The sequence below is a fragment of the Collimonas sp. genome (assembly GCF_035566375.1).
In the GTDB taxonomy this organism is placed as follows: Bacteria; Pseudomonadota; Gammaproteobacteria; order Burkholderiales; family Burkholderiaceae_D; genus Collimonas.
Map to the genome: position 1 here is coordinate 67,250 of NZ_DATMRK010000013.1, position 20,973 is coordinate 88,222.

At 57.9% G+C, this 20,973-nt stretch carries 20 protein-coding genes; 4 read left to right on the plus strand and 16 right to left on the minus strand.

All coding sequences use genetic code 11. The features are described 5' to 3' along the window. Positions 1-234: 234 nt before the first annotated feature. Positions 235-1,257, plus strand: a complete 1,023-nt coding sequence (locus tag VNZ60_RS03845) for a GlxA family transcriptional regulator (RefSeq protein WP_325657101.1) — start codon at positions 235-237, stop codon at positions 1,255-1,257. Positions 1,258-1,291: 34 nt separating this feature from the next. Further along, positions 1,292-2,857, plus strand: coding sequence for a sensor domain-containing diguanylate cyclase (locus VNZ60_RS03850; RefSeq protein ID WP_325657102.1), 1,566 nt, complete (start codon positions 1,292-1,294; stop codon positions 2,855-2,857). 27 nt (positions 2,858-2,884) lie between these two features. Here VNZ60_RS03850 and VNZ60_RS03855 read toward each other — a convergent pair whose 3' ends face one another. From VNZ60_RS03855 to VNZ60_RS03865, 3 genes are all read right to left on the minus strand, one after another. Further along, on the minus strand, positions 2,885-3,079 hold the full coding sequence (locus VNZ60_RS03855; protein WP_325657103.1) for a hypothetical protein: 195 nt from the start codon (positions 3,077-3,079) through the stop codon (positions 2,885-2,887). A 149-nt stretch (positions 3,080-3,228) separates the two neighbouring features. Beyond that, the gene (locus VNZ60_RS03860) at positions 3,229-4,638 is read right to left on the minus strand and encodes a collagen-like triple helix repeat-containing protein (RefSeq protein WP_325657104.1); all 1,410 of its coding nucleotides are present in this window, start codon (positions 4,636-4,638) and stop codon (positions 3,229-3,231) included. Between the two features lie 143 nt (positions 4,639-4,781). Beyond that, a complete protein-coding gene (locus VNZ60_RS03865; RefSeq protein WP_325657105.1) occupies positions 4,782-5,135 on the minus strand; it encodes a hypothetical protein in 354 nt (117 codons plus the stop codon). 46 nt (positions 5,136-5,181) lie between these two features. Here VNZ60_RS03865 and VNZ60_RS03870 point away from each other — a divergent pair, with 46 nt between their 5' ends. Then, on the plus strand, positions 5,182-5,934 hold the full coding sequence (locus VNZ60_RS03870; protein ID WP_325657106.1) for a peptidoglycan DD-metalloendopeptidase family protein: 753 nt from the start codon (positions 5,182-5,184) through the stop codon (positions 5,932-5,934). Positions 5,935-6,018: 84 nt separating this feature from the next. Here the strand turns inward: VNZ60_RS03870 and VNZ60_RS03875 are convergent, their stop codons facing one another. From VNZ60_RS03875 to VNZ60_RS03935, 13 genes are all read right to left on the minus strand, one after another. Next, a complete protein-coding gene (locus VNZ60_RS03875) occupies positions 6,019-7,239 on the minus strand; it encodes a DUF3443 domain-containing protein (protein ID WP_325657107.1) in 1,221 nt (406 codons plus the stop codon). 12 nt (positions 7,240-7,251) lie between these two features. Then, on the minus strand, positions 7,252-7,710 hold the full coding sequence (locus tag VNZ60_RS03880) for a DUF2844 domain-containing protein (protein WP_325657108.1): 459 nt from the start codon (positions 7,708-7,710) through the stop codon (positions 7,252-7,254). 165 nt (positions 7,711-7,875) lie between these two features. Next, on the minus strand, positions 7,876-9,228 hold the full coding sequence (locus VNZ60_RS03885) for a TAXI family TRAP transporter solute-binding subunit (protein ID WP_325657109.1): 1,353 nt from the start codon (positions 9,226-9,228) through the stop codon (positions 7,876-7,878). Positions 9,229-9,254: 26 nt separating this feature from the next. Then, on the minus strand, positions 9,255-12,323 hold the full coding sequence (locus VNZ60_RS03890; protein ID WP_325657110.1) for a transglycosylase domain-containing protein: 3,069 nt from the start codon (positions 12,321-12,323) through the stop codon (positions 9,255-9,257). 151 nt (positions 12,324-12,474) lie between these two features. Next, entirely contained in the window at positions 12,475-13,788 is a 1,314-nt protein-coding gene (locus tag VNZ60_RS03895) for a dihydrolipoamide acetyltransferase family protein (protein WP_325657111.1), read from the minus strand. Continuing rightward, positions 13,785-14,843, minus strand: coding sequence for an alpha-ketoacid dehydrogenase subunit beta (locus tag VNZ60_RS03900; RefSeq protein WP_325657112.1), 1,059 nt, complete (start codon positions 14,841-14,843; stop codon positions 13,785-13,787). Before VNZ60_RS03900 ends, VNZ60_RS03895 begins: the two co-directional genes overlap by 4 nt. Positions 14,844-14,845: 2 nt before the next feature. Further along, on the minus strand, positions 14,846-16,078 hold the full coding sequence (locus tag VNZ60_RS03905) for a 3-methyl-2-oxobutanoate dehydrogenase (2-methylpropanoyl-transferring) subunit alpha (protein ID WP_325657113.1): 1,233 nt from the start codon (positions 16,076-16,078) through the stop codon (positions 14,846-14,848). 128 nt (positions 16,079-16,206) lie between these two features. Further along, entirely contained in the window at positions 16,207-16,692 is a 486-nt protein-coding gene (locus VNZ60_RS03910) for an adenosine-specific kinase (protein ID WP_325657114.1), read from the minus strand. A 9-nt stretch (positions 16,693-16,701) separates the two neighbouring features. Further along, positions 16,702-17,172: an aminoacyl-tRNA deacylase gene (locus VNZ60_RS03915; RefSeq protein WP_325657115.1), complete on the minus strand. Its 471-nt coding sequence runs from the start codon at positions 17,170-17,172 to the stop codon at positions 16,702-16,704. Between the two features lie 177 nt (positions 17,173-17,349). Then, positions 17,350-17,775: a hypothetical protein gene (locus VNZ60_RS03920; RefSeq protein ID WP_325657116.1), complete on the minus strand. Its 426-nt coding sequence runs from the start codon at positions 17,773-17,775 to the stop codon at positions 17,350-17,352. Positions 17,776-18,019: 244 nt separating this feature from the next. Further along, on the minus strand, positions 18,020-18,802 hold the full coding sequence (locus VNZ60_RS03925) for an anti-sigma factor family protein (protein WP_325657117.1): 783 nt from the start codon (positions 18,800-18,802) through the stop codon (positions 18,020-18,022). A 69-nt stretch (positions 18,803-18,871) separates the two neighbouring features. After that, a complete protein-coding gene (locus tag VNZ60_RS03930; protein WP_325657118.1) occupies positions 18,872-19,402 on the minus strand; it encodes a sigma-70 family RNA polymerase sigma factor in 531 nt (176 codons plus the stop codon). A 215-nt stretch (positions 19,403-19,617) separates the two neighbouring features. Next, positions 19,618-19,980 (minus strand): COG4315 family predicted lipoprotein, encoded by a 363-nt coding sequence (locus tag VNZ60_RS03935; protein ID WP_325657119.1) that lies wholly within the window; start codon positions 19,978-19,980, stop codon positions 19,618-19,620. 268 nt (positions 19,981-20,248) lie between these two features. Here VNZ60_RS03935 and VNZ60_RS03940 point away from each other — a divergent pair, with 268 nt between their 5' ends. Then, a complete protein-coding gene (locus VNZ60_RS03940; RefSeq protein WP_414648768.1) occupies positions 20,249-20,971 on the plus strand; it encodes an ABC transporter ATP-binding protein in 723 nt (240 codons plus the stop codon). The last annotated feature ends 2 nt before the right edge of the window (positions 20,972-20,973 follow it).

The following is a 20,973-nucleotide window of genomic DNA, read 5'->3' on the forward strand; positions in this document are numbered from 1 at the left end:
TGCATCTCAGCAAATGGTTGACCAAAATTAACATTGGTGCACAGGAGAAATGTCGTCGCGAGATTTTTTGTTGCCGCAAGAAATCTTGTGTGAATACGCCACAGAATCAACGATATTTAACAATCATTCGCTGGACAAAATCTTATTTTGTAGCAGAATGGAAAATAGTAATTTACTAATAAAAAATTGCGTTCCGGCAATGCAAAAAAGTGGATTGCTCGCGGGGAGAATCACATGGATATCGAGTGCACAAAGACACTTGAGGTGATAGACGACAACTGCTCAACCAGGCATATAGGAATTATCGTTTTTGAAGGTGTCGTACTGGCTGATGTGGTTGGCGCAGCAGATGTTTTCGGCATCGGCGACAAGCTGATTTCGACGGTGTTCCCAGGCACCACGCGTTATGCTGTGTCGGTTCTATCCATCTCCGGCGGCATGATCATGTCGTCAGCCTCAGTACAGATCATGACCTCGCCGCTAGCGTCATTCGACAAGCATCAGTTCGATACACTGCTCATCGCCAGCGGCACTGGAAACTTCGACGCCTACCGAGATCCCGATCTGATCGCCTGGCTGCAACAAATGCGCAGCAGCGTACGCCGTATCGCGGCGATCTGCACCGGCGTATTCGTGATCGGCGCTGCCGGCTTTCTGAACAACCGCCGCGCCACTACGCATTGGGCGTTGCTGGATAAGCTGGCACGTGAATTCCCGCTGATTAAAATTGACCGAGAAGCGCAGATCAGCGAAGACGACGGCATCTTCACGTCTTGCGACGTCGGCATGGCGACCGATCTGGCGCTGCGCTTGCTGGAAAGCGATCTGGGCCCGGCCGTCGCGCGGCGTGTGGCGCAAAGCCTGGTGGTATGCCAGCGCCGGCGCGATACACCGCCCGTCAATCAGCCCTCGCCCACCAGCGCGCCCGCCAAGACCAGCAAAATCCACAAAGCCTCGCTGTGGTTTGTCGAACATCTGGCGGACTCCATCAGCGTGGTCGACGCCGCCAATTATGTTTCCATGAGCGAGCGTAACTTCGTGCGGCAATTCAAGCGCGAAACCGGTCAGACTCCGCACGACTTCCTGTTGAATCTGCGCCTGGAAGCGGTACGCCAGCAACTGACCGAGACAGATCTGCCGGTAGACAAGATAGCGCGGCGCTGCGGCCTGTTCAGCGGCGAGCATGTCGCCAAATTATTCCGCAAGCATATGTGGACCTCTCCAACCGAATATCGCAAGGGCATCCGCCCATCCTGATGCATGGACCAACGCGCTATTGTCTGGAGAGACGATGAACATTCCCATCGCGATAGCGCACCCGCCAGCGCACATAAAACTTAAGGCACTGCCGATCACCTTTCTTGCGACCATCTTCGTGGCGCTGGTTTGCGTCTCGTTGATGACGGTCGAAGTATGGCGCAGCTGGAACGCGCATGACGTCGAATTGCACGACACCGAAATTGACACATCCAATCTGGCGCGGGCCCTGTCGCAGCATGCCGATGACACGATAAAGGAAGCCGACACCGTCCTGGTAGGCGTGATTGAACGCCTCGAAGTGGAAGGTACCGGCGGCGCCTCGCTGGAGCGTCTGCATAAATTATTGATCCAGCATATCGCCGAATTGCCGCAACTCAATGATCTGTCGATTTACGACGAAAACGGTTTATGGCTGGTCAACGCCCGCAGCGGGCCAATCCCGGTCGTTAACAATGCTGATCGTCAATACTTCCAATACCATCGCAGCCATCCTGAACGCGGACCATATATCGGGCCGCCGATACGTAGCCGCTCCACCGGTAAATGGATAGTCACTGTGTCCAGACGCTTCAACCATCCTGACGGCAGTTTCGCCGGCCTGGCTTTGGGCACCATCAACATCGATTATTTCAAGACCTATTACGAAAGCTTTGATATCGGCCGCCTCGGCTCCATTTTTCTCAGCCTGAATGACGGCACCATGCTGGTGAGACGGCCAATGATGGACGACACGATCGGCAAGAATTTGTCCAGCTATCCCATCTATCGCGATTACGCATCAAGGAGCACCGCCGGCACCGCCGTCATGAAGTCCGGCCAGGATGGCGTGGATCGCCTGATCGCCTATCGCCATCTGGAAAGATATCCACTGTTCGTCACCGTCGCGCGCTCAAAGGACGAGGTATTGGCTGACTGGCGTGCCGACACTTATTTGCATCTGCTCGGCGCCATGCTGCTGACGCTGGCCCTGGGTCTGCTCGGCTGGCGCCTGATTCATCAGATTAAATTGCGCTTACTGGCGGAGACCGATCTGCTGCGGGTTCAGGAATCGCTGAAAACCCTCAACCGGCATCTGGAGCAACTTGCCTTGCAAGACAGCTTGACCGGCCTGGCAAACCGGCGCCAGTTCGACAGTGCGCTGCGTGACGAATTCAGCCGCGCCATGCGCACCGGGAATTCACTGGCGCTGGTGATGATCGATGTCGACTACTTCAAGCAATACAATGATATTTACGGACACCTGGCCGGCGACGAATGCCTGCGGCAGATCAGTGAAGTGGTGAAAGCCAGTAAAAACCGTCCGGGCGACCTGGCTACGCGCTACGGCGGTGAAGAGATGGCGGTCTTGCTGCCTGACACTAATCTGGCCGGCGCCATCGCAGTGGCAGAAAAGATTCGCCTTGCCATCTACAATTTACACATCAAACATCCCTATGATCCTACCGGCGTAGTGACGATCAGTGCCGGTGTCGACGCTTTCGTTCCGGTCCGGGATGGCAATATTCCTTTTGAGCTGATTCAGGCAGCAGACAAGGCACTGTACGCTGCAAAATCAGCCGGTCGCAATCGTGTTTGCTCAAGTGCCGATCCACATTAAACAGGTGTTATCTCATCAGGTGTTATCTCATATCCTGCTGCGACGCCCGCGCTCGTACACCAATGAACCAACGGCTATCAGCCGGTATAACTCCTGCTCGGTCAGCTTGTACGACAGCGCAGCAATCTCGCGTGCCAGCATCCCGATCAGCAAATCATTGCCAGGCACCTGTGCTTGCGGGCTGGCGCAAGCGATCAAATCGACTATTTGTTCGGCTCTCATGATCCCACCTCAGAAAGATTAAATACAAGACCAAGGATTACGCAAAATACTGCGACAGACGCTGCATCTCTTCATTGCCACGCACCCAGCCTTGAAACAAGGAAGCCTGTCGTGCGGCCAGCGCTTCCTTAAAAGAGCAATGCAACTTATTATTTTTTACCCCCTGCCAACAGCCCGCCCAGCAAACCTGTCACTGGCGCCAATGGGCCGCTGGCGGTTCCTGTCGTACCTTTGCCACTAGTCAGACCAGCCACCAGATTGGTCACCGGAGCCAGCGGAGTGGCGCTAGAACCACTTGCACCACCGACTGCGCCAGTCAGACCGCTTACCAGGCTGGTGACTGGAGCCAACGGACTAGCACCGCCCGTTGTACCACCAGTCGCGCCAGTCAAACCGCCCAACAAGCCGGTGACTGGGGCCAATGGACCGCCACCGGCGGCGCCACCCAATCCGCCGCCCACACCGGTAAGCACATTATTCGAAGGCTGCAGCGAACCACCTGTCTTGTTGCCGAGTAGCGGTTGACCGGTACCGGCCAAAGCGTTCGTGCCAAGGCCGGCCACCGTGCCACCGACATCACTCACTACTGCACCTAAGCTGCTGGCCCCAGGTACTTTGGCGCCAGTCAGAGCGTTCCCCAAACTGCCAACCCCGCCGCCCACTGCAACCAATAAGTTATTCACAGGCTGGTTCAGGCCGGTTGCATTGCCGACGGTCTGTGTCAAGGTAGTCACCGTGCTGGTCAGCGGCACAATTGCCTGGTTGACGGTCTGCGTGATCTGTTGCACCGGACCGCTATTCAAGCCATTGCTCAAAGGTGTTCCCAAAGCGGAGACAGCAGCACCTGCCTGGGTCACCAAACCACCTAGCGGTGTGGTCACTGCTGCCAATGGCGCCAGCGGCCCGCCGCCCAACCCGGCCACCACCTGCCCGGCGCTCTGTACCGCATTCCCCGCTTGCGTGACTACGCCGCCGGTGCCGCCGACAGTGGCGCCTAGTGCATTCGGGTTAGCGCCGAGCAGGCCCAGGCCATTGCTGATGCCGTTACCCAAGCCGGAGACAATACCGGCGCCGTTATCTACCACCCCGGCCAACCCGGCTTTTGCCTGCGTCGACAACAGCGGCACGTTATTAATCACGGTATTGCCTATCGTACCCAGTGCAGCGCCCGTGCCGGATACGGTGCCACCGGCATTAGAAAGGAAGTTGATCGAAGGGCTGCCTGTGCCACCGCCTGTGCCACCGCCTGTGCCACCGCCTGTGCCACCACCTGTGCCACCACCTGTGCCACCACCTGTGCCACCGCCTGTGCCACCACCGGTTCCACCACCGTCAGCCCCCCCTCCACCGCCTCCAGCCACAGTGCCAGTACCAGCGCCACCTCCGCTACCTCCGTTACCTCCGCCCATACTGCCTGCCCCCTGAGCAGCTCCTGTTCCTGCTGCCGATCCCGAACCGAGCGATTTGCCGAAACTCCCGCCTCCGCTGGCGCAACCGGCCAGCAAGCTGGTCAACAACAACGATGCGACAATCAAGCTGCCTTTTTGCGATGTGTTCATGATGTATTTCCCCTTAGTGAATATTCGAACGTTCCTACTTGTCTATTCGCAAAGAACATGCCAACAGAAAAACCTCGAAATAAAGGGAAAAATCACATCGTCATTTACTTTCCCGAAAAAAATAAAACCTTATAAATCAATAACTAAGCAATAAATAGAATGTATTCGCAAACCAAGGCGATTCGCAAACCAGAGATATCCAACAGCAATTGATACGTTACATGTAACGTAACAACGAGCTTGGGACAGGTACAAATAAATACATTATTGACATTAAACATAAAACCATTTGAAGGCAGGATACCGGCAGTTAATTTGGCGTAAAAGAATCCAAGCCGCCGTCGGTATTTACCCCACCAGCACAATTGAGATATCCTCAAGCCGCTAGAAAAAACGGCAACACATGTATATTTCACAACGCGGTGAATGCAAAGTACGCAACTAGTTACACCAAACGAGGTCAGAAGATGCGCATTGGCGCCGGAGGCGCCGGTCATTGCGCCTGTCATTGTTTAACTAAAGTGAGATCGATTGATCAAAGGAATGTCATTGTTGGTTCAGAATACCGAAGCACCCAGCTCGAAAAAACAAAACGGCATCAAGCGTTTCGGCCCGGCACTGATCCTGCTGGCCGCCCTCACCGCCTGCAGCACGCCGTCCGGCCCCGATTCCAATGCCGCACAGCCCAGCGGACCCGGTTATTACACGGTGCAAAAGGGCGATACCTTGTCCAGCATCGCGCGCAAATTCCGGCGCAGCAATAGCGACATCATCGCCTGGAACAAGCTGACGGATCCTAACGACATCAAGGTGGATCAGGTATTGCGGGTCTTGCCTCAAGGTGCTCGCGCTGCCAGCGCAGTCAGCAGCAAAACCACGCCGCGCAGCGTTGACAGCACCGACACGCCAACCGCGACCAGCGACGAAAAAGATCCGGTCGACTGGACCTGGCCGGCAAGCGGCCAATCCAGCGACGGCGTTGGCCAGGGAAAAAAGGGGATAGATATTTTCGGCCAGCTCGGACAGCCGGTGCTGGCTGCCGCCGCCGGCAAGGTCATGTACTCCGGTAGCGGCATACGCGGCTACGGCAACCTGGTCATCATCAAACATAACAGCAACCTGCTATCGGTCTACGCCCACAACAAAACCATCGTTGTCAAAGAGGGACAAATGGTCAGCAAGGGCCAGCAAATAGCTGAGATGGGAAAATCCGACAGTAATGCAGTAAAACTGTATTTCGAGATCCGTCGCCAAGGAAAACCTGTAGACCCGTCGCGTTTTTTACCAAGTCGCTAATTAAGTCAGGCGATAAGTCAGGCGAAAAAAAAGGACGCATCGCTGCGTCCTTCGGATCACTCACTGCCAAGCCCCAACCACTGCTCAATAGGCTACGTAAGGCCCTGTCGTGCCGCCGGCCGAAACTCCCTCAAGCGCGGTATAGACCGAGCGGCCAAAGAAGAATGGCAGCCCCCAATCGAAAAACGAAGAGAAAGCCGCGCTGCCGGCCAGATTATTGAATGCTGTGTTACCCGGGTTGGACTGGAACAGAGAATCCGCGTTGACCACATCGAAGCTGACGTTGCTGCTGCGCCCGTTCAAGCCGGTATTCGTCACACTCCGGCTAAGCGTGACCAAAGGGCAATAAAAACCCTTGCTCCGGGTGCAGGTGGGGATGGTCGAATCGTCAAAGAACAGTCCGTTCGAGCCGCTGTCAAAAAAGGCTTGCATGACCTGCCCCTGATACAAGGCGCTCACATTACCCGCACTGTTCAAGGTATAGATGCCGGCGCTGCCAAGCGCATTATTGGTTTGCGTGCCGATGCCAAAAATCAGCGACCCGGTGACACCGGCTGCGCCATTGGCGCCGATTGGCGGCAGTTGTACCAAGGTACCGTTATTATCCTGCGCGAAAGCTGCTACCGGATTACCCACTTGCTTGGCTGCTGCCAGCGCGGTAGCGCCGCAGCCCGCACCTGGACAAGCGTAGTACCACCCTTCCAGCGCCTGGCTGGCGCAGGCAGCGCCGCAATCCTGGATAAAGGTACTAATGCCAAGCAAGCCGTTGGCGTGGAATGCCGCCACCGTATTTTCCGCCACTAGGCTGCCGGAACAACCGTTAGGCACGGACGGAAAGGCGCTATCGCCAATGATATGCACCGAAATGCTGCTGGCAACTTCACCGGCGACACGCAAATCGGCCTGCTTCACCGAACCCCAGCTATAACCGTCGGCAAAACGCGCGCATTCCGCCACGGGATTGCCACTCGCGTTGGTCACCGAAGGCAGCGTCATATTGCCGGCCAGGGCTGAAGAGATGATGCGCAAGCCGCTCGATCCGGTATCCACCAGGATATGATCGATGGTCTGGCATAGGGTTGTGCTGCCGGGCTGGCAGACGGTTATCGTGACATAGGGCGAATTGATGGAACCGGAGGCCGCCGAGGGGCCGCTATCGATTACGATAGTCTGGACATTTTGGACCGGTTGCGGCGGGGCTGGAGTCGGGGCTGGGGCTGGGCTGCTGCCAGAGCCACCGCCGCCACCGCAGGCGACCAAGATCAAGCTGCTGAGCAGGCATAGCAGATAATTTGAAAAGCGCATAGTCATCTCCGCTCAGCGAATATTGTCAGGGGTCACGCCTTGCGGCAGCAAGGCAGGCACATAAGCACTGCCGGCGAAGGAGCGCATATGGCCGCCCGAACGCAATACCAGTTGATCCGATTGAATCGCCACGGCGCGCCGGCCGGCATGCGGCTCACTGGCTGCGCTCACATATTGATCGGCGTAACTGCCCAGCAATTGCTGCAGATTGGGCATGCTTGGTCCTTGCCAGCTGACAGCAAACACGACGTTATCGGCGCCTATATATTCCCGCACGGTGGTGCCTGACGGCTCTACCACCTCACTGACCGAATAGCCGTTGTAGCTGGTCACGCGAGCGCTGACCTTGGCACTCGCACCGGCGGCCTGGGCCACGCCGGCGGCCGGACCAGCGGCTGCACCGAGTGCAGCAAACGCTGGCACGGATTGCGCAAACAGTAATGCGCAAATCACAGAAACAGGAAATCTCATGGTTCACCTCTGCTCGATTGACATATTTCAGCGTAAATCATAACCGATGCTGCACAGCAATTTGCAAAGATGTTTTAACATCAGCAACTGTTCTTGTCATTCGTAATGTGCTAGATATCTGCTGTACTTACAATGCGTGAATCTACCCACAATTGTTAGGCGCGGTCAGCTACGATTGAGCAGGCGGCTGCGCACGAAACCGATATGCTCACGTAATACATAAAACTGATCGGCAAAAGCCAGCGGCATCTTCATCCGGTTTACCGCCTCTTCGATATGGTCCAAACGCTTCAGCAATTGCTCCTGCTCTTCCTCCGTGTGCGTGATAGCGGCCCGCTCCAATGCAATCAAGATGCCGTACCAGCGATAGATGCGCGACTTGATGCGCCAGCCGTACAGCATCGGCACCAACTTGAAACCAGGGATCAGCAACAGGATAATCGGCAGCAGCACTACAAGGGTCCGATCCACCAGGCTCGCCAGCCAGAACGGCAAGGTGCGGTAGAAAAACCCCTTGCCCGATTTATAGTAGCGTGTGGCGTCGTCGCTGATACGGAACTCATGCGCCAGCGGCGCCGGAAACTCGCCGGCGCGCTGCAATACGTTGGCGTCGCTATGCACTTCCTTGGCGGCTTCAATCAGCAAATCGGAGAGCGCCGGATGCAAGTCTTCGCGGGCGATCAGTTCGGCTGTCGGCGCAATCAGGCGAATATCGCGACTAGGGATGTTCTTGCCCAGATCGAATACTCCCTTCGGAATATTCAACTGGTTCAGATAGCTGAAACGGCGGGCGTAGGCGGCCGCCTGGGAAAAATCGAGCAGATGGATGCCGGGCGTGCGCAACAGTTTGCCCATGGTCGGCGGCGAGGCTGAATCGCCCATCAGGAAAGCGGCGTCGATCTTGCCGTCGGTCAGCGCTTGCGCAGCTTCGTCGCCGGCCATATCGAGCAGCTCGGTCTTGCCGCCGACTTCGATGCCATTCGCTTTCAACAAGGTCAGCGCCAACACCCGCGAACCGCTGCCTGGCACGCCGATAGACACGCGCTTTCCGTTCAATTCAGACAAACGGTTCAGCATCTCGCGGCCGCGGTAAAACACCGACACCGGCACATAGGAAACACTGCCCAGCGACACCAGGTGATCAATCGGCAGCTCCGCCGCCACCCCGCCCTGAACAAAACCGACATCGATCCCCGAGTGCGGATCGTTGAGTTTTTTCAAATTATCCAGCGACCCTTCGGAAGTCACGATTTTCAGCTTGATGCCATTGTGCGCCAAAATCTTCTGGTATTTCTCGGCCGTGTTCCAGAAATTGCTGTGCTCTGGACCCGTAACCATGGTGATGGTATTCGGCGGCGCCGGATGGATGAACCAGATCGCCAGCCAGATGGCGACCACCGCCAGCAAGGCAATCGGGCCGAAACTGATGGCCAGGTCGCGCCATGAAATCGCGACGAAACGTGTTTTGATATTTATTGCAGATTGTTTCAGTTCGGACGGATTGATTGGAGTAACCATGAGATTTATTCTATTGTTGTGAGCTGTCAATGCCGACAGGCTAACGGCGTGTCGCTGGCGTCCGCTTCTATCATGGGTAGCAGGGTCGGCGTCAGCGATTTCAGCAATTGTACAGAAAGCGCACTCGTGAACTTATAGCTGGCCGCATACGGCTCGTGGACGTAGGTGGTCATGGTGCCGAAAAAACGATCGCCGATAAAAAACACGAAAGTGGCAGAACGGTTCACAGCGCGCGAGGAAATCAGCCGGCCGCCCGCTGCGTAGACCTCGAAGCGCTGGTCGCCTGTGCCGGTCTTGCCGCCAACCGCCACCGGCTTGCCGTTCGCATGGCTCGACGGCAAGCCGCCCTTGAGGCGCTTGGCGGTGCCGCCCTCCACCACGTCGATCAGCGAACGGCGCACCACGTCGGTTATCTCTTCGGGCAAAAGCCGTTCCGGCGCCGGCCCGCTGTTCTCAAAGTGGGTCTCATAAGGCGTTCCTTGCGCCAGCTCCAGGGTTTGCAATTTTTTGAGCGGCAGACGCATGCCTTTGTTGACGATAATCCCTATCAATTCCGCCAGCGCGGCAGGCCGGTCGCCCGCGGCGCCAACCGCGCTCGCATAAGAGGGAGTAAGCGATTCGAAGGGATAACCAAGCCGCCGCCAGGCGCGGCCGATCTCCAGAAACGCCTCCAGTTCCAGCATCTGCCGTATGCGTTTATCTTGCTTGTTTTTACTGTGGGTTTTGAACAGCCAGGCGTAGACATCCTGGCGCGCATCGCGGCTGGCGTCCAGGGTTTGCGTCAGTGTCGCGTCGGGATGCTGGCGCATGAATCCGAGCAGCCACAACTCCAATGGATGGATGCGCGCGATGTAGCCGCGATCTGCCAATGAAAACTTGTCCGGCCCGTACTGCAGATACAGCGCACTCAACTTGGCGTCTGACAAGCCGTCTTTGGGGAATTGCTTGCGCATGAAGCCGGAGAAAAGTTGCAGATCCGCGTCCGGAGCTATGCTGCGAAATATCGTGGCAAGCCGAGCCGGCACCGGATGCGTATTTTCCAGCAACAGCTCTTGCGCCTCCTGCGGCGTCTTGCCGTGGTATTTCTTATAGAAGCGCAGCATGAACTGACGCCCTTCTTTGTCGGCAAAGCGGGACAGTATTTCTTGCCGCTTGGCGGCACTCAGGCCGTCCAGCGTTGCCGAACCGGCGCCGGCCATCTTGAATTTGTAATGCCTTACGATGTCGCGCATGAGCCGTACAAAAACCAGGTTCACCGATTGCTGGAAACCTTCGCGTATCGTCATCACCTTGTAGTTTTCTTCAGATTCAAAATTGGAAAATGTCTGCACCCCGCCGCCGGTCACGAATGCCTCTCCCGGACTACCCGAGTAGCGGCGCTCCATGGCCGCTTCCAGCATCGCCGGCAGGCCGCGATCCTGTGCCTGCGCCAGATAGGTCAACGCCCATTGGCTCAATACATCCTCCTTCTCTACCAGCAGTTTGGCCCGCTGCTCCGCCGTCATGCCAACGTAACGCTGATGCAGATCGGCGATTATTTCGAGATAGGTAATCAGCGTGCGCAACTTGGCGGTAGAACCCAGATTGAGTCTGGCGCCCTCATTGATATCGAAGGGTTGATCGAAATTATCGGTCTGTACGCGCAACAGGTTGGCGCCGTCGCGCTGCTCGAACAGCGTGAAACTGAAAATCAGCTTGCTTGGGTCGTCGCCAGGACTGAGCATGTTATGACCGTACAACTCCGCGGCTTTTGCCTTGTCCGGTTGCTTGAGCTGGCGCAGCACGGTCGTCACCGCGCGCTGCAGTTCGCCATTCATGGTGGTCGCTGCACTAAGGTCCAGACGGTCCAGATCGTAAAGGTGGTTGACATGCAACAAGGTGGAAAGATGGCTGCGCAACGCAGTCACCGCTTTACGCGTAATGAATGAGATCGGTGGCGCGCTGACTGTTTTTTGCTGCAGATTCAACTTGACCGGCAATGCCGCGTCGCGCAAGGCCGACGGAATAATTCCTGCCGTCGCCAGCAACCGTAAATGACTATCGGTCAGTTGCTCCAGATCGGCGGCGCCTTCGCGCAGGTAATAAGATGGCCGGCGTTGCGCAATCATTAGCGAAAGCGCTTGTTTGAATGCCTCTGCCCGGCGTTCTAGTTGATGTTGATCGGGGACGGGGTTGGCGGCGAGGCCGGGGGTGGAATCGCCCGGCCCCAGATCGGCGTTACTATCCAGGAGCTGATTGACTTCATCGAAATCGCGGCCGTACCAGGCCCACAAACCGTCGCCGAGCCCATCGATCTCGCCATAACCGGGCTTGGCCGCAAGCGGCACGGTATTCAGGTAATCCACCATAATCTGCCGGCGTGCCGGCAGCGTGTTCTCCCCGCCCAGATACGCTCTGACCGAGGCCGACGCCATCTGCCGCAGCTTTTCCTGCGGCGATGCGGTACGGCCCTCAGGCGAATGACGATATTTTTCGATCTGCGTCACTAGCGTGCTGGCGCCCGGCGTCTGGTGCGATTTGTCGAACACATGCAAGCCCTGATCGAAGAGCGCCCTGCCGAAGCGGCTCCAGTCGATCGCCGGATTGTGCAGCGGATAGCTGGTAGTGAGCAAGTCACGGTCTTCGATAAACAGCAGTGTGTCCGCCAGCAAGCGCGGTACCGACTCGAAATCCTTATAACTACGCTCGGGAAAACGTTCCGAGTACAGAGGTTGTTGATTGCAATCGAGTAAATCGAGGCCCGCCTGAGTCTTCTCGCTATAGGCCGGAGACAGCCCTCTATCGACCAGTTGCGCAAATTTTGGCGAGATCCGCGCTTGTTGCGTAATACGGTAATCGTGCCTGCCAAGATATTCGGTAAAAGCCGGGATCTTGCTATACCCGAGGCGTTCGTCGTATGGGCCGGATTTGGGAAACCGGATAGCGTTGCTTGCCCCGGATTCAACTTTGAATGTCAGTTTGCGGCCAAGTTCGGTCAGATGGCGCGCTTGCCATTCAGATGTACGCAACTCGTTATTGACCAGCCGGGCCGCAAACGCCAGCAGCCCGAGCAAGCTGATCAGCAACAGTAACTTGGCCCAATTACGTAGCGTCACTTTTTTTAGAAGTTGAAATGCGGCTTGGCGGGAGTGCCTGTATTTCAAGATAATCGCCTTTTCAGGCTATGTCTAGCTGCGATTGATCCGTCCGATCCGTCCATTTATCCGCCTATTTCCCGGACCAGGGAATCCCCGCATCGAATCCGTGTTACTCAACAAACAAGGTGGCGGGAGATTCGAGATAAGCGCGCAGCGCTTGCACGAACTCGGCTGCATCCAGGCCGTCGACCACCCGATGGTCGAAAGAGGATGACAAATTCATCATCTTGCGCGCCACCACCAGATTGTCACGCACCACCGGCCGCTCGATAATCCGGTTGACACCGACAATCGCCACTTCCGGATGATTGATCACCGGCGTCGATACCAGGCCGCCCAAGGCGCCCAGGCTGGTGACGGTGATGGTTGAGCCGGAGAGTTCTGCACGCACTGCACGCCCCGCGCGCGCAGCCTCGGCCAGACGGCTGATTTCAGCCGCATTCGACCACAGGTCGCGCGCCTCGGCGTGATGCACCACCGGCACCATCAAGCCGGCTGCAGTCTGGGTCGCTATGCCGATATGCACGGCACCATAGCGTGTGACCACGCCGGCGTCATCGTCAAAGCGGGCGTTGCATTGCGGGTACTCGCGCAACGCCAGCACCATGGCGCGCATCAGCAGCGGCAACAAGGTCAGGCGACCGCGTTCGCCAGCCCATCTTGTGTTCAGATGCGCGCGCAGCGCCTCGATTTCGGTGACATCGCATTCTTCAACGTAGGTAAAGTGCGGGATGCGGCGCTTGGCTTCCTGCATCTTTTGAGCGATCTTGCGACGCAAGCCAATCACCGGAATCGCCGCTTCGTCGTGGCGCTCGGCATAGCGATTGTCGCCGGTACTGGCCACCGGCGAACTGCTGCAACGAGTGACGTAAGCGTCGAGATCTTCATGCGTGATACGGCCGTCGGCGCCGCTGGCAGGTACATTTTGCAATTCGATACCGAGCTGGTGGGCGCGTCGGCGCACGGCGGGCGATGCAGTAGGCGCTGTCGACGCAGTCGACAAATTGGTCGCGGCTTGCCGCATCGCGAGCACGGAGCCAGAGCCTGGCGCCGGCATAACGAGCTTTGGCGCATGGGCTTCGCTCGACGACGCGGCGACCGGCGCTGGTGTTGGCGGCGCGGGCATTGACGGCGCTGGTGTCTGCACCAGTGCGGTCGCTGCCGCACTTGCATGCTCTGCCTCCTCCACCTCAATCCGTATCAGCTCGCCTCCTACCGCCAACACCTGGCCGGGCTCGCCGCCCAGCGACACCACCCGCCCCACCACCGGCGACGGAATCTCGACGGTGGCCTTGTCGGTCATGACGTCGGCCAGCACCTGGTCCTCGACCACGCGCTCGCCAAGCGTGACGCGCCACGCCACCAATTCAACTTCGGTTATCCCTTCGCCGATATCCGGCATTTTGATGACATGGACACTCATCTTGCCTCCAGCGCGCGTTTGAAGGCCGCGCCGACACGGGCCGGACCAGGGAAATAAGCCCATTCCTGAGCGTGCGGATAAGGCGTGTCCCAACCGGTCACGCGCTCGATCGGCGCCTCCAGATGGTAGAAACAGTGCTCCTGCACCAATGCCGTCAATTCCGCGCCAAAGCCGCTGGTGCGGGTGGCCTCGTGCACCACCACACAACGCCCGGTCTTCTTGACCGAGGCGACGATAGTTTCCAGGTCGAGCGGCCACAGGCTGCGCAAATCGATAATCTCGGCGTCGATGCCGGTCTCACGCGCCGCGGCTGCCGACACGAACACCATGGTGCCGTAGGTAATCACCGTCAGCTCGGCGCCCGCACGAAATATCGCCGCAGACTCCAACGGCACGGTGTAATAGCCGTCCGGCACCGCGCCCAACGGATGCTTGGACCAGGGCACCATCGGCTGGTCGTGATGGCCGTCGAAGGGACCGTTATACAGGCGTTTCGGTTCCAGAAAGATCACCGGATCGTCATTCTCGATCGATGCAATCAGCAAGCCCTTGGCGTCATACGGATTGGATGGCATCACCGTGCGCAAGCCGCAGACGTGGGTGAACAAGGCTTCCGGGCTCTGGCTGTGGGTCTGGCCGCCATAGATGCCGCCGCCGCAGGGCATGCGGATCGTCATCGACGCCGTGAATTCGCCGGCCGAACGGTAACGCAGGCGCGCCGCCTCGGAGACGATCTGGTCCGAGGCCGGATAGAAGTAGTCGGCGAACTGAATTTCGACTACCGGCCGCAAGCCGTAGGCAGCCATGCCGACGGCGGCGCCGACGATGCCGCCTTCAGAGATCGGAGCGTCGAATACGCGCGACGCGCCGTACTTCGCCTGCAAGCCTTCGGTACAACGGAACACGCCGCCAAAAAAACCCACGTCCTCACCGAAAATGACCACATTGCTGTCACGCTCCAGCATGATGTCCATCGCCGAACGCAGCGCCTGGATCATGGTCATCTGCGTAGTCATCTGCTCCGTCGCCGGTTTGACATCTTTCTGGGCTGCCATGATCACACTCCCAGTTGGCGGCGCTGCTGCCGCAGATGCTCGGGCATGTCTTTATAGACATCCTCGAACATCGTCGCCGGCTCAGGAATCTGGCCGCTGGCCAGGGTACCGTAGCGTTCTGCCTCTTTCTGGGCCGCGATCACTTCTGCCTCCAATTCCTTTTCGGTGTCCTGATGTTCCTGCTCGGACCATGCGCCAATCCGTATCAGATGTTGTTTGAGACGGGCAATCGGATCTCCCAGCGGAAAGTGCGACCAGTCATCTGCCGGCCGGTACTTGGACGGATCATCGGAGGTCGAATGCGGGCCGGCGCGATAGGTGATCCATTCGATCAGGGTCGGCCCCAGGTTGCAGCGCGCCCGTTCTGCGGCCCAGCGTGAGGCGGCGTACACCGCCAGGAAGTCATTGCCGTCGACCCGCAGCGAGGCGATGCCGCAGCCGATGCCGCGCGCGGCGAACGTGGTGCTTTCGCCGCCGGCGAGCGTCTGAAAGGTGGAGATGGCCCACTGGTTGTTGACCACGTTAAGAATCACCGGGGCCTGATATACATGCGCAAAAGTGAGCGCGGTGTGGAAATCGGATTCGGCGGTGGAGCCGTCGCCAATCCAGGCAGAAGCGATTTTGGTATCGCCCTTGATCGCCGAGGCCATGCCCCAGCCGACCGCCTGGATGAATTGGGTTGCAAGATTGCCGGAAACGGAGAAGAAACCGGCAGCGCGCACCGAATACAGCACCGGCAATTGCCGTCCCTTCATCGGATCGCGCTGGTTCGACAGCAGCTGGCAAATCAAGTCCACCAGCGGTACATCGCGCGCCATCAGCAGGCTTTGCTGGCGATAGGTGGGAAAGCACATGTCGCCTTCCTGCAACGCTAGCGCATGCGCCGTGCCGATCGCTTCCTCGCCCAGGCTCTGCATGTAGAAGGACATTTTTTTCTGGCGCTGGGCGATCACCATGCGGGCGTCGAAAATCCGGGTTTTCATCATGGCCCGCATGCCGCGCCGCAGCAATTGACGATCTATTTCTATCGCCCACGGGCCGACGGCGTTGCCGTCGTCATCGAGCACCCGTATCAAGGCATAGGCGAGATCGCTGGTGTCGGACGGCAGCACTTCCAGCGGCGGCCGGCGTACGGCGCCGGCGGGAGCCAGATGCAGGTAGGAGAAGTCGGTTTCGTGACCAGGCCGGCCACTCGGTTCCGGAACATGCAACGTCAGAGGCTTGCACTGGCTCATACCCGCTCCCTCGCGCTTGGTGATGTCCAGTTGAGTTTAGCAAACTTTAGCGCTGGCGGGCTTTAACTTTGTGCGGCTTGATTTTGTCTCTCACTTAATCGATAAAGCGCTGCGAACTGTGCGAGCGGTCATAGCTTGTAACCGATTTGCCGCAACAAATCCTTACGCCACTTGATGTCGTCGTCGCCTTCGATGCCTTTAGTGAAAAGGCCGTCCACCACACCCAGCACGCCCCGCCCCTGCTCCGTTTCAGCAAGAATCACTTCGGTCGGATTGGCGGTTGCGCAAAAGATGCGGCATACCTCCGCCACCATTTTTACTGTGTTCAAGACATTCAAGGGATAGAAACCATCACCCAGGAAAATGATGAAGCAATGGCCGGCACCAATCGCCTGCGCGTTCTGTTTTGCAAGCTCGACCATGGCGGGATCGGTGCCCGACCAGCGTACCAGGCATTTGCCGGAGGCTTCGCAAAAGGCCAGGCCAAAGCGGATGCCTGGCACCGCAGCCACCAGGGCTTCATGCAGATCCTCCACGGTTTTGATGAAATGGGCCTGGCCAAGAATGAAGTTAGTCGCTTCCGGCTTCTCGATTTTCACCGTGATCAGTTGCATGGCAATGCCTTACATCCGATAGGAGAAATTGCCTCTTTCAGCCTGATCCATGAGATCGAGGAATTGCGCCGTATGCATCTGGATCAAGGCTTCGTGATCACCGGCCTCGAAGTAGATTTCAGGCTGCCGCACCAAGCTCTCGTCGAGATAAGTTTGCAAGCCGTAGGCGGTGCACACCGGATGGAGCGCGCCGATATCGCAATCCTTGAACAGCTCTCGCAGTTCGGCTTCGTCGGCCAGCACCAGACGCCGCCCGGTCTTGTCCCAAAGCTCGGACAACTGCAAATGGTAGGTCGATGGCAGCACCGCCGCCACATAGCCATGTTCGTCTTCCAGGACGATGGTTTTGGCCAGGCGATCGCCCGGAATATGCGCTGCCTCTGCGGTTTCGATGCTGGTGCGGGTGTGCGGATGATGCAGGATTTTGTAATGACTGCCTTTGTCGCGCAGGCAATCTTCCAAGGTGGCGGAAACTGACATGATGATCCTCCTCCGGGCTGAGGTGGACAGAAAATTATGGGCTGTTTGTCTCAATATAGTGCGCTTGCCCCCTTCTGTGAAGGCTTATTAACGATTAGCGCCGCGTCCGCAGCATGCATTCACGCAACGCCGCCCGGCGGCCATTCGATGGTCGCCCGGCGCCGTCCCAATGCGTGTTCAGTGGCGCATCGCGCCACCCATGCCTCGCGCATGGAAACCAGTACCTGCGCCAGCCCCAGTACCGGCCGCAACACCTTGATGCATCATCGAACCGTGATCAAAGTGATGGTGATGATGGTCCCGGTCTATAAAGACAAAGTCCGCACCGAAGAAGCCGTACGGTCCCCAATACCAAGGATCGTAATAGGCATACGGGTAACCGTAATATGGCCCGTCGGTATTTTGCATGAATTGCCAGGTGCCGTCGCTTTGCTGGCAAGCAACGCCGGTAACCGGCTCTACCTTGCCGTTAATTTCAGCTTGGGTGGTCAGTTTCTGGCAACTCGGTTTGCCGGCGTAGCCCGACGTACCTTGCGTTCCGGCGCAGCCCGAGAGGGCCAGTAGCAGTACTACCAAAGGAACTTCGTTAAACATGGTAAGCATGATGTCGTCCTAAATGAATGCCCGATGCAAGGGCGGCCGCGCATGCGTAAACAAACCAAGCGCAAACCAAGCGACCCGCAATATCGGCTCGCTACCAGGTACTTGACGCCACATTGTCCGGCGATAAGCCTGCCTGTATTGTGTAAACGAAGGGCGCGACGCAACTATTCCAGCGACGTGCGTATTTTTTTGAGAAAACGCTTGCGGCTGGCGCTGACGGCTAGTCGACAGCACAGCAGATGCATTAACGCCATGCTTCGGGATGGCCGCCCAAAGCGCTGCATACATCAATCGCCATCGAGCGCAAACGGGCCACCGAGGTTTGGCCGGACAGTGCATATCCCATGCCCTGATTTACCCAGTAAAAGGTACTCCGTTTACCATCATTCAGCAGCCGGAACGCCGTGGTTTCCTTGGCTGCCGCAGTAACGTACAGGGTCAGGCGCTCACCCTTGCCGTTCTGATACATGAACTGCGCCGCCGGTCCGGTTTCCCCAGGCAGCAGGCGCCCTCCAACCAGCATGTAACCGTATTCCTGAAGCGATGGCGCCGTCAGCGGACGATCGAGGCGCTTCGACAACCAGTTGATCAAATGCTCTTCTTCGGCTGCGGCAACTTCAACCGGATGCCGTTGCTCTGGCGCATATACAGCGTACGCAATGTCGGCGCGCTTGGCGAACGCCGGCTGATCGTTAGAGAAATACGGGCCCAGCCAGCCGGACGCCACACCACACAACAGACCCGCTGCCAGCCAGCCGCCGGCTACCCCGGCACGCCGCCACAACGGCTCCCGGCGCGGTAGAAAAATGCACCGGACGTTGTCTTGCGGTGTCGCAAACAAGGCTTTTAAGGCAGCATTCTGTGCCCGGTAATCAGCCACGCGCGCGCTATCCTGTGAATTGCTCGCCAGATGCTCAACGACGACAGCCCGCTCGGCGTCGGAAAGCTCATTGTCGACCCATGCCGATAGCGTCTGCAGATGCGCCTGGTCCGGATCTGGCAACCTGGATGTGGTCTCTTCATTCATGGCTTGTATCTCGCTACCTATATCTCGCTACCTATATCTCGCTACTTGTATCTCGTTACCTGTATCTCGCTACTTGTCTTTCACTACCTTCCTTACTACTGTAAGAGGCGGCCGTTTGCTGCCTGGATCTTCTTTCAACAGAGAGCGCATGCGCTCCCGGGCGCGCGACAAGCGCGACATCACCGTGCCGACCGGAACCTCCAGGATGCTCGCTACCTGCTGATAGCTGAGCTCTTCCAGGCCGACCAGCAGCAGCACCTCGCGCTGTTCGACCGGCAAGCAATACAGCGCGCGCTGGACATCGAGCAGAAACAGGCCGTCGACTTCATCGGCCGGCGCCGCCATCGTGCGCCAGGGTGCACTGTCGTCGTCGACGGCGATCTCGCGGCGCTTGCGCAACTGGTCGATATACAGATGCCTGAGGATGGTCAGCAGCCACGCCCGCAAATTACTGTGCGGCTGCAAGGTATGCCATCGGTTCAGGGCGCGTTCCGCCGTGTCCTGCACCAGATCGTCGGCCCACGCGGCATCGCCTGTCAGCGCGCGGGCATAACGCCGCAACGCCGGCAGCCAGACCACCATGTCGGCCTCGAAACTCATAAGCGCCTGCTCTAGCACCCAGGCTAGTCGTCAGTATTAATCGTCGTATTAATCTTCAATAACTGCTGCGGCTGCTGTCGCCGGACGGCTTATCGCCGCTGTGCCCAGCGTCGTTTGGCGAACAGCCGGACAGCAGCAACAAGAAAATGACTAAAAAGAACCGAATTGCTTTCATAGCTGCCTCCTGCTAGCGGCGCTCAGCGCGCCGCGTTTGATCAGGGTTTCGCCGTGTGCCACATGCCACCCTTGCCGTCACCGGTGGCGTCGCCGGGTTTCTGGTCCATGGCAAAGCGGTACAGCGGATGTCCTTTGTAGGCCCATTGACGCTTGCCGTCAGCAGCTGTCACAAAACTCCAGTCGCCGGCGGCCTTGTCATAGGAATCAGCCTGTGCCGCTGGCCAATTCGCAGCGCAACCGCCCTCGCAAGCGCTCTTGCCGGGCACCGTATCCTTGTCAAAGGTGTACAGTGTGCGGCCGTCTGCATCTACCAGCATCCCTTTGACGGCCTTGGGCGCTTCTGCCAGGGCGGGGCCGGCAAGAGTGGCGCAGCTTAGTAACAGAAATATGGTCTTTCGCATGATTCCTCCTCAGGTTGATCGGTAGAAAAAAATGCAGCCCGGCACCAGCTCTCGGAATGACGGCTGGAATAGCAGTTAAACGGCCGGCCTAACCAGTTTATTCCAACTTTCTGCAATCATTTGATACATTATTTTCATTCTATTGACTATTGAGCTACGGCAAGCGGGCAAGGAAGTGGGCAAAGGCTGGTTTGCCTGAAGGACCCGGGTCGTTACGCAAAATCCTCTACACTGCTGGCATTTACCCTATTCGACAAATCAAGCTCGCATGCACACCGACACCATGTTTCCTATCGATACCGACGATGCCGCCGCTGATACCGCCTTCCCGGCGCTGGAATGCCGCGGCCTGCGCAAGTCCTACGGTCATGGCCGGGTGGTGCTGGCGCATCTCGATTTCACCTTGGGCGCGGGCGAATACGTCGCCATCATGGGCGATTCCGGAGTCGGCAAGTCGACCTTGCTGAACCTGATCGCCGGCCTCGACAGCGCCAACAGCGGTTCGGTGTTGATCGATGGCGTTAGCATGTCGAGCCTCGACGACGATGCCGCTACCCTGCTGCGGCGCCAGAAAATGGGCTTCATTTTCCAGGCCTTCCATGTGCTGCCGCACCTGACTTTGCAACAGAACGTTGCCCTGCCCTTGCTGCTCAACGATGCGCCGCAGGAGCGAGCGCTGGAGTTGCTGGCGGCAGTCGGGCTGGCTGGCCGCGGCAACGATTTCCCACGCCAGCTGTCAGGCGGTGAAATGCAAAGAGTCGCCATTGCGCGCGCTTTGGTGCATCGGCCCAAGCTGATCCTTGCCGACGAACCGACCGGCAACCTGGATCCGGATACTGCACATGAGGTTTTGGCCCTGCTGCGTCAGGAGATCAAGGCCAACGGCGCCTCGGCCATCATGGTGACCCATTCTGCCGCCGCAGCGGCCAGTGCCGACCGCATCCTGATCATGAGCGCCGACGGTCTGCAGCCGTTGCCTGAAAAATCTTGACT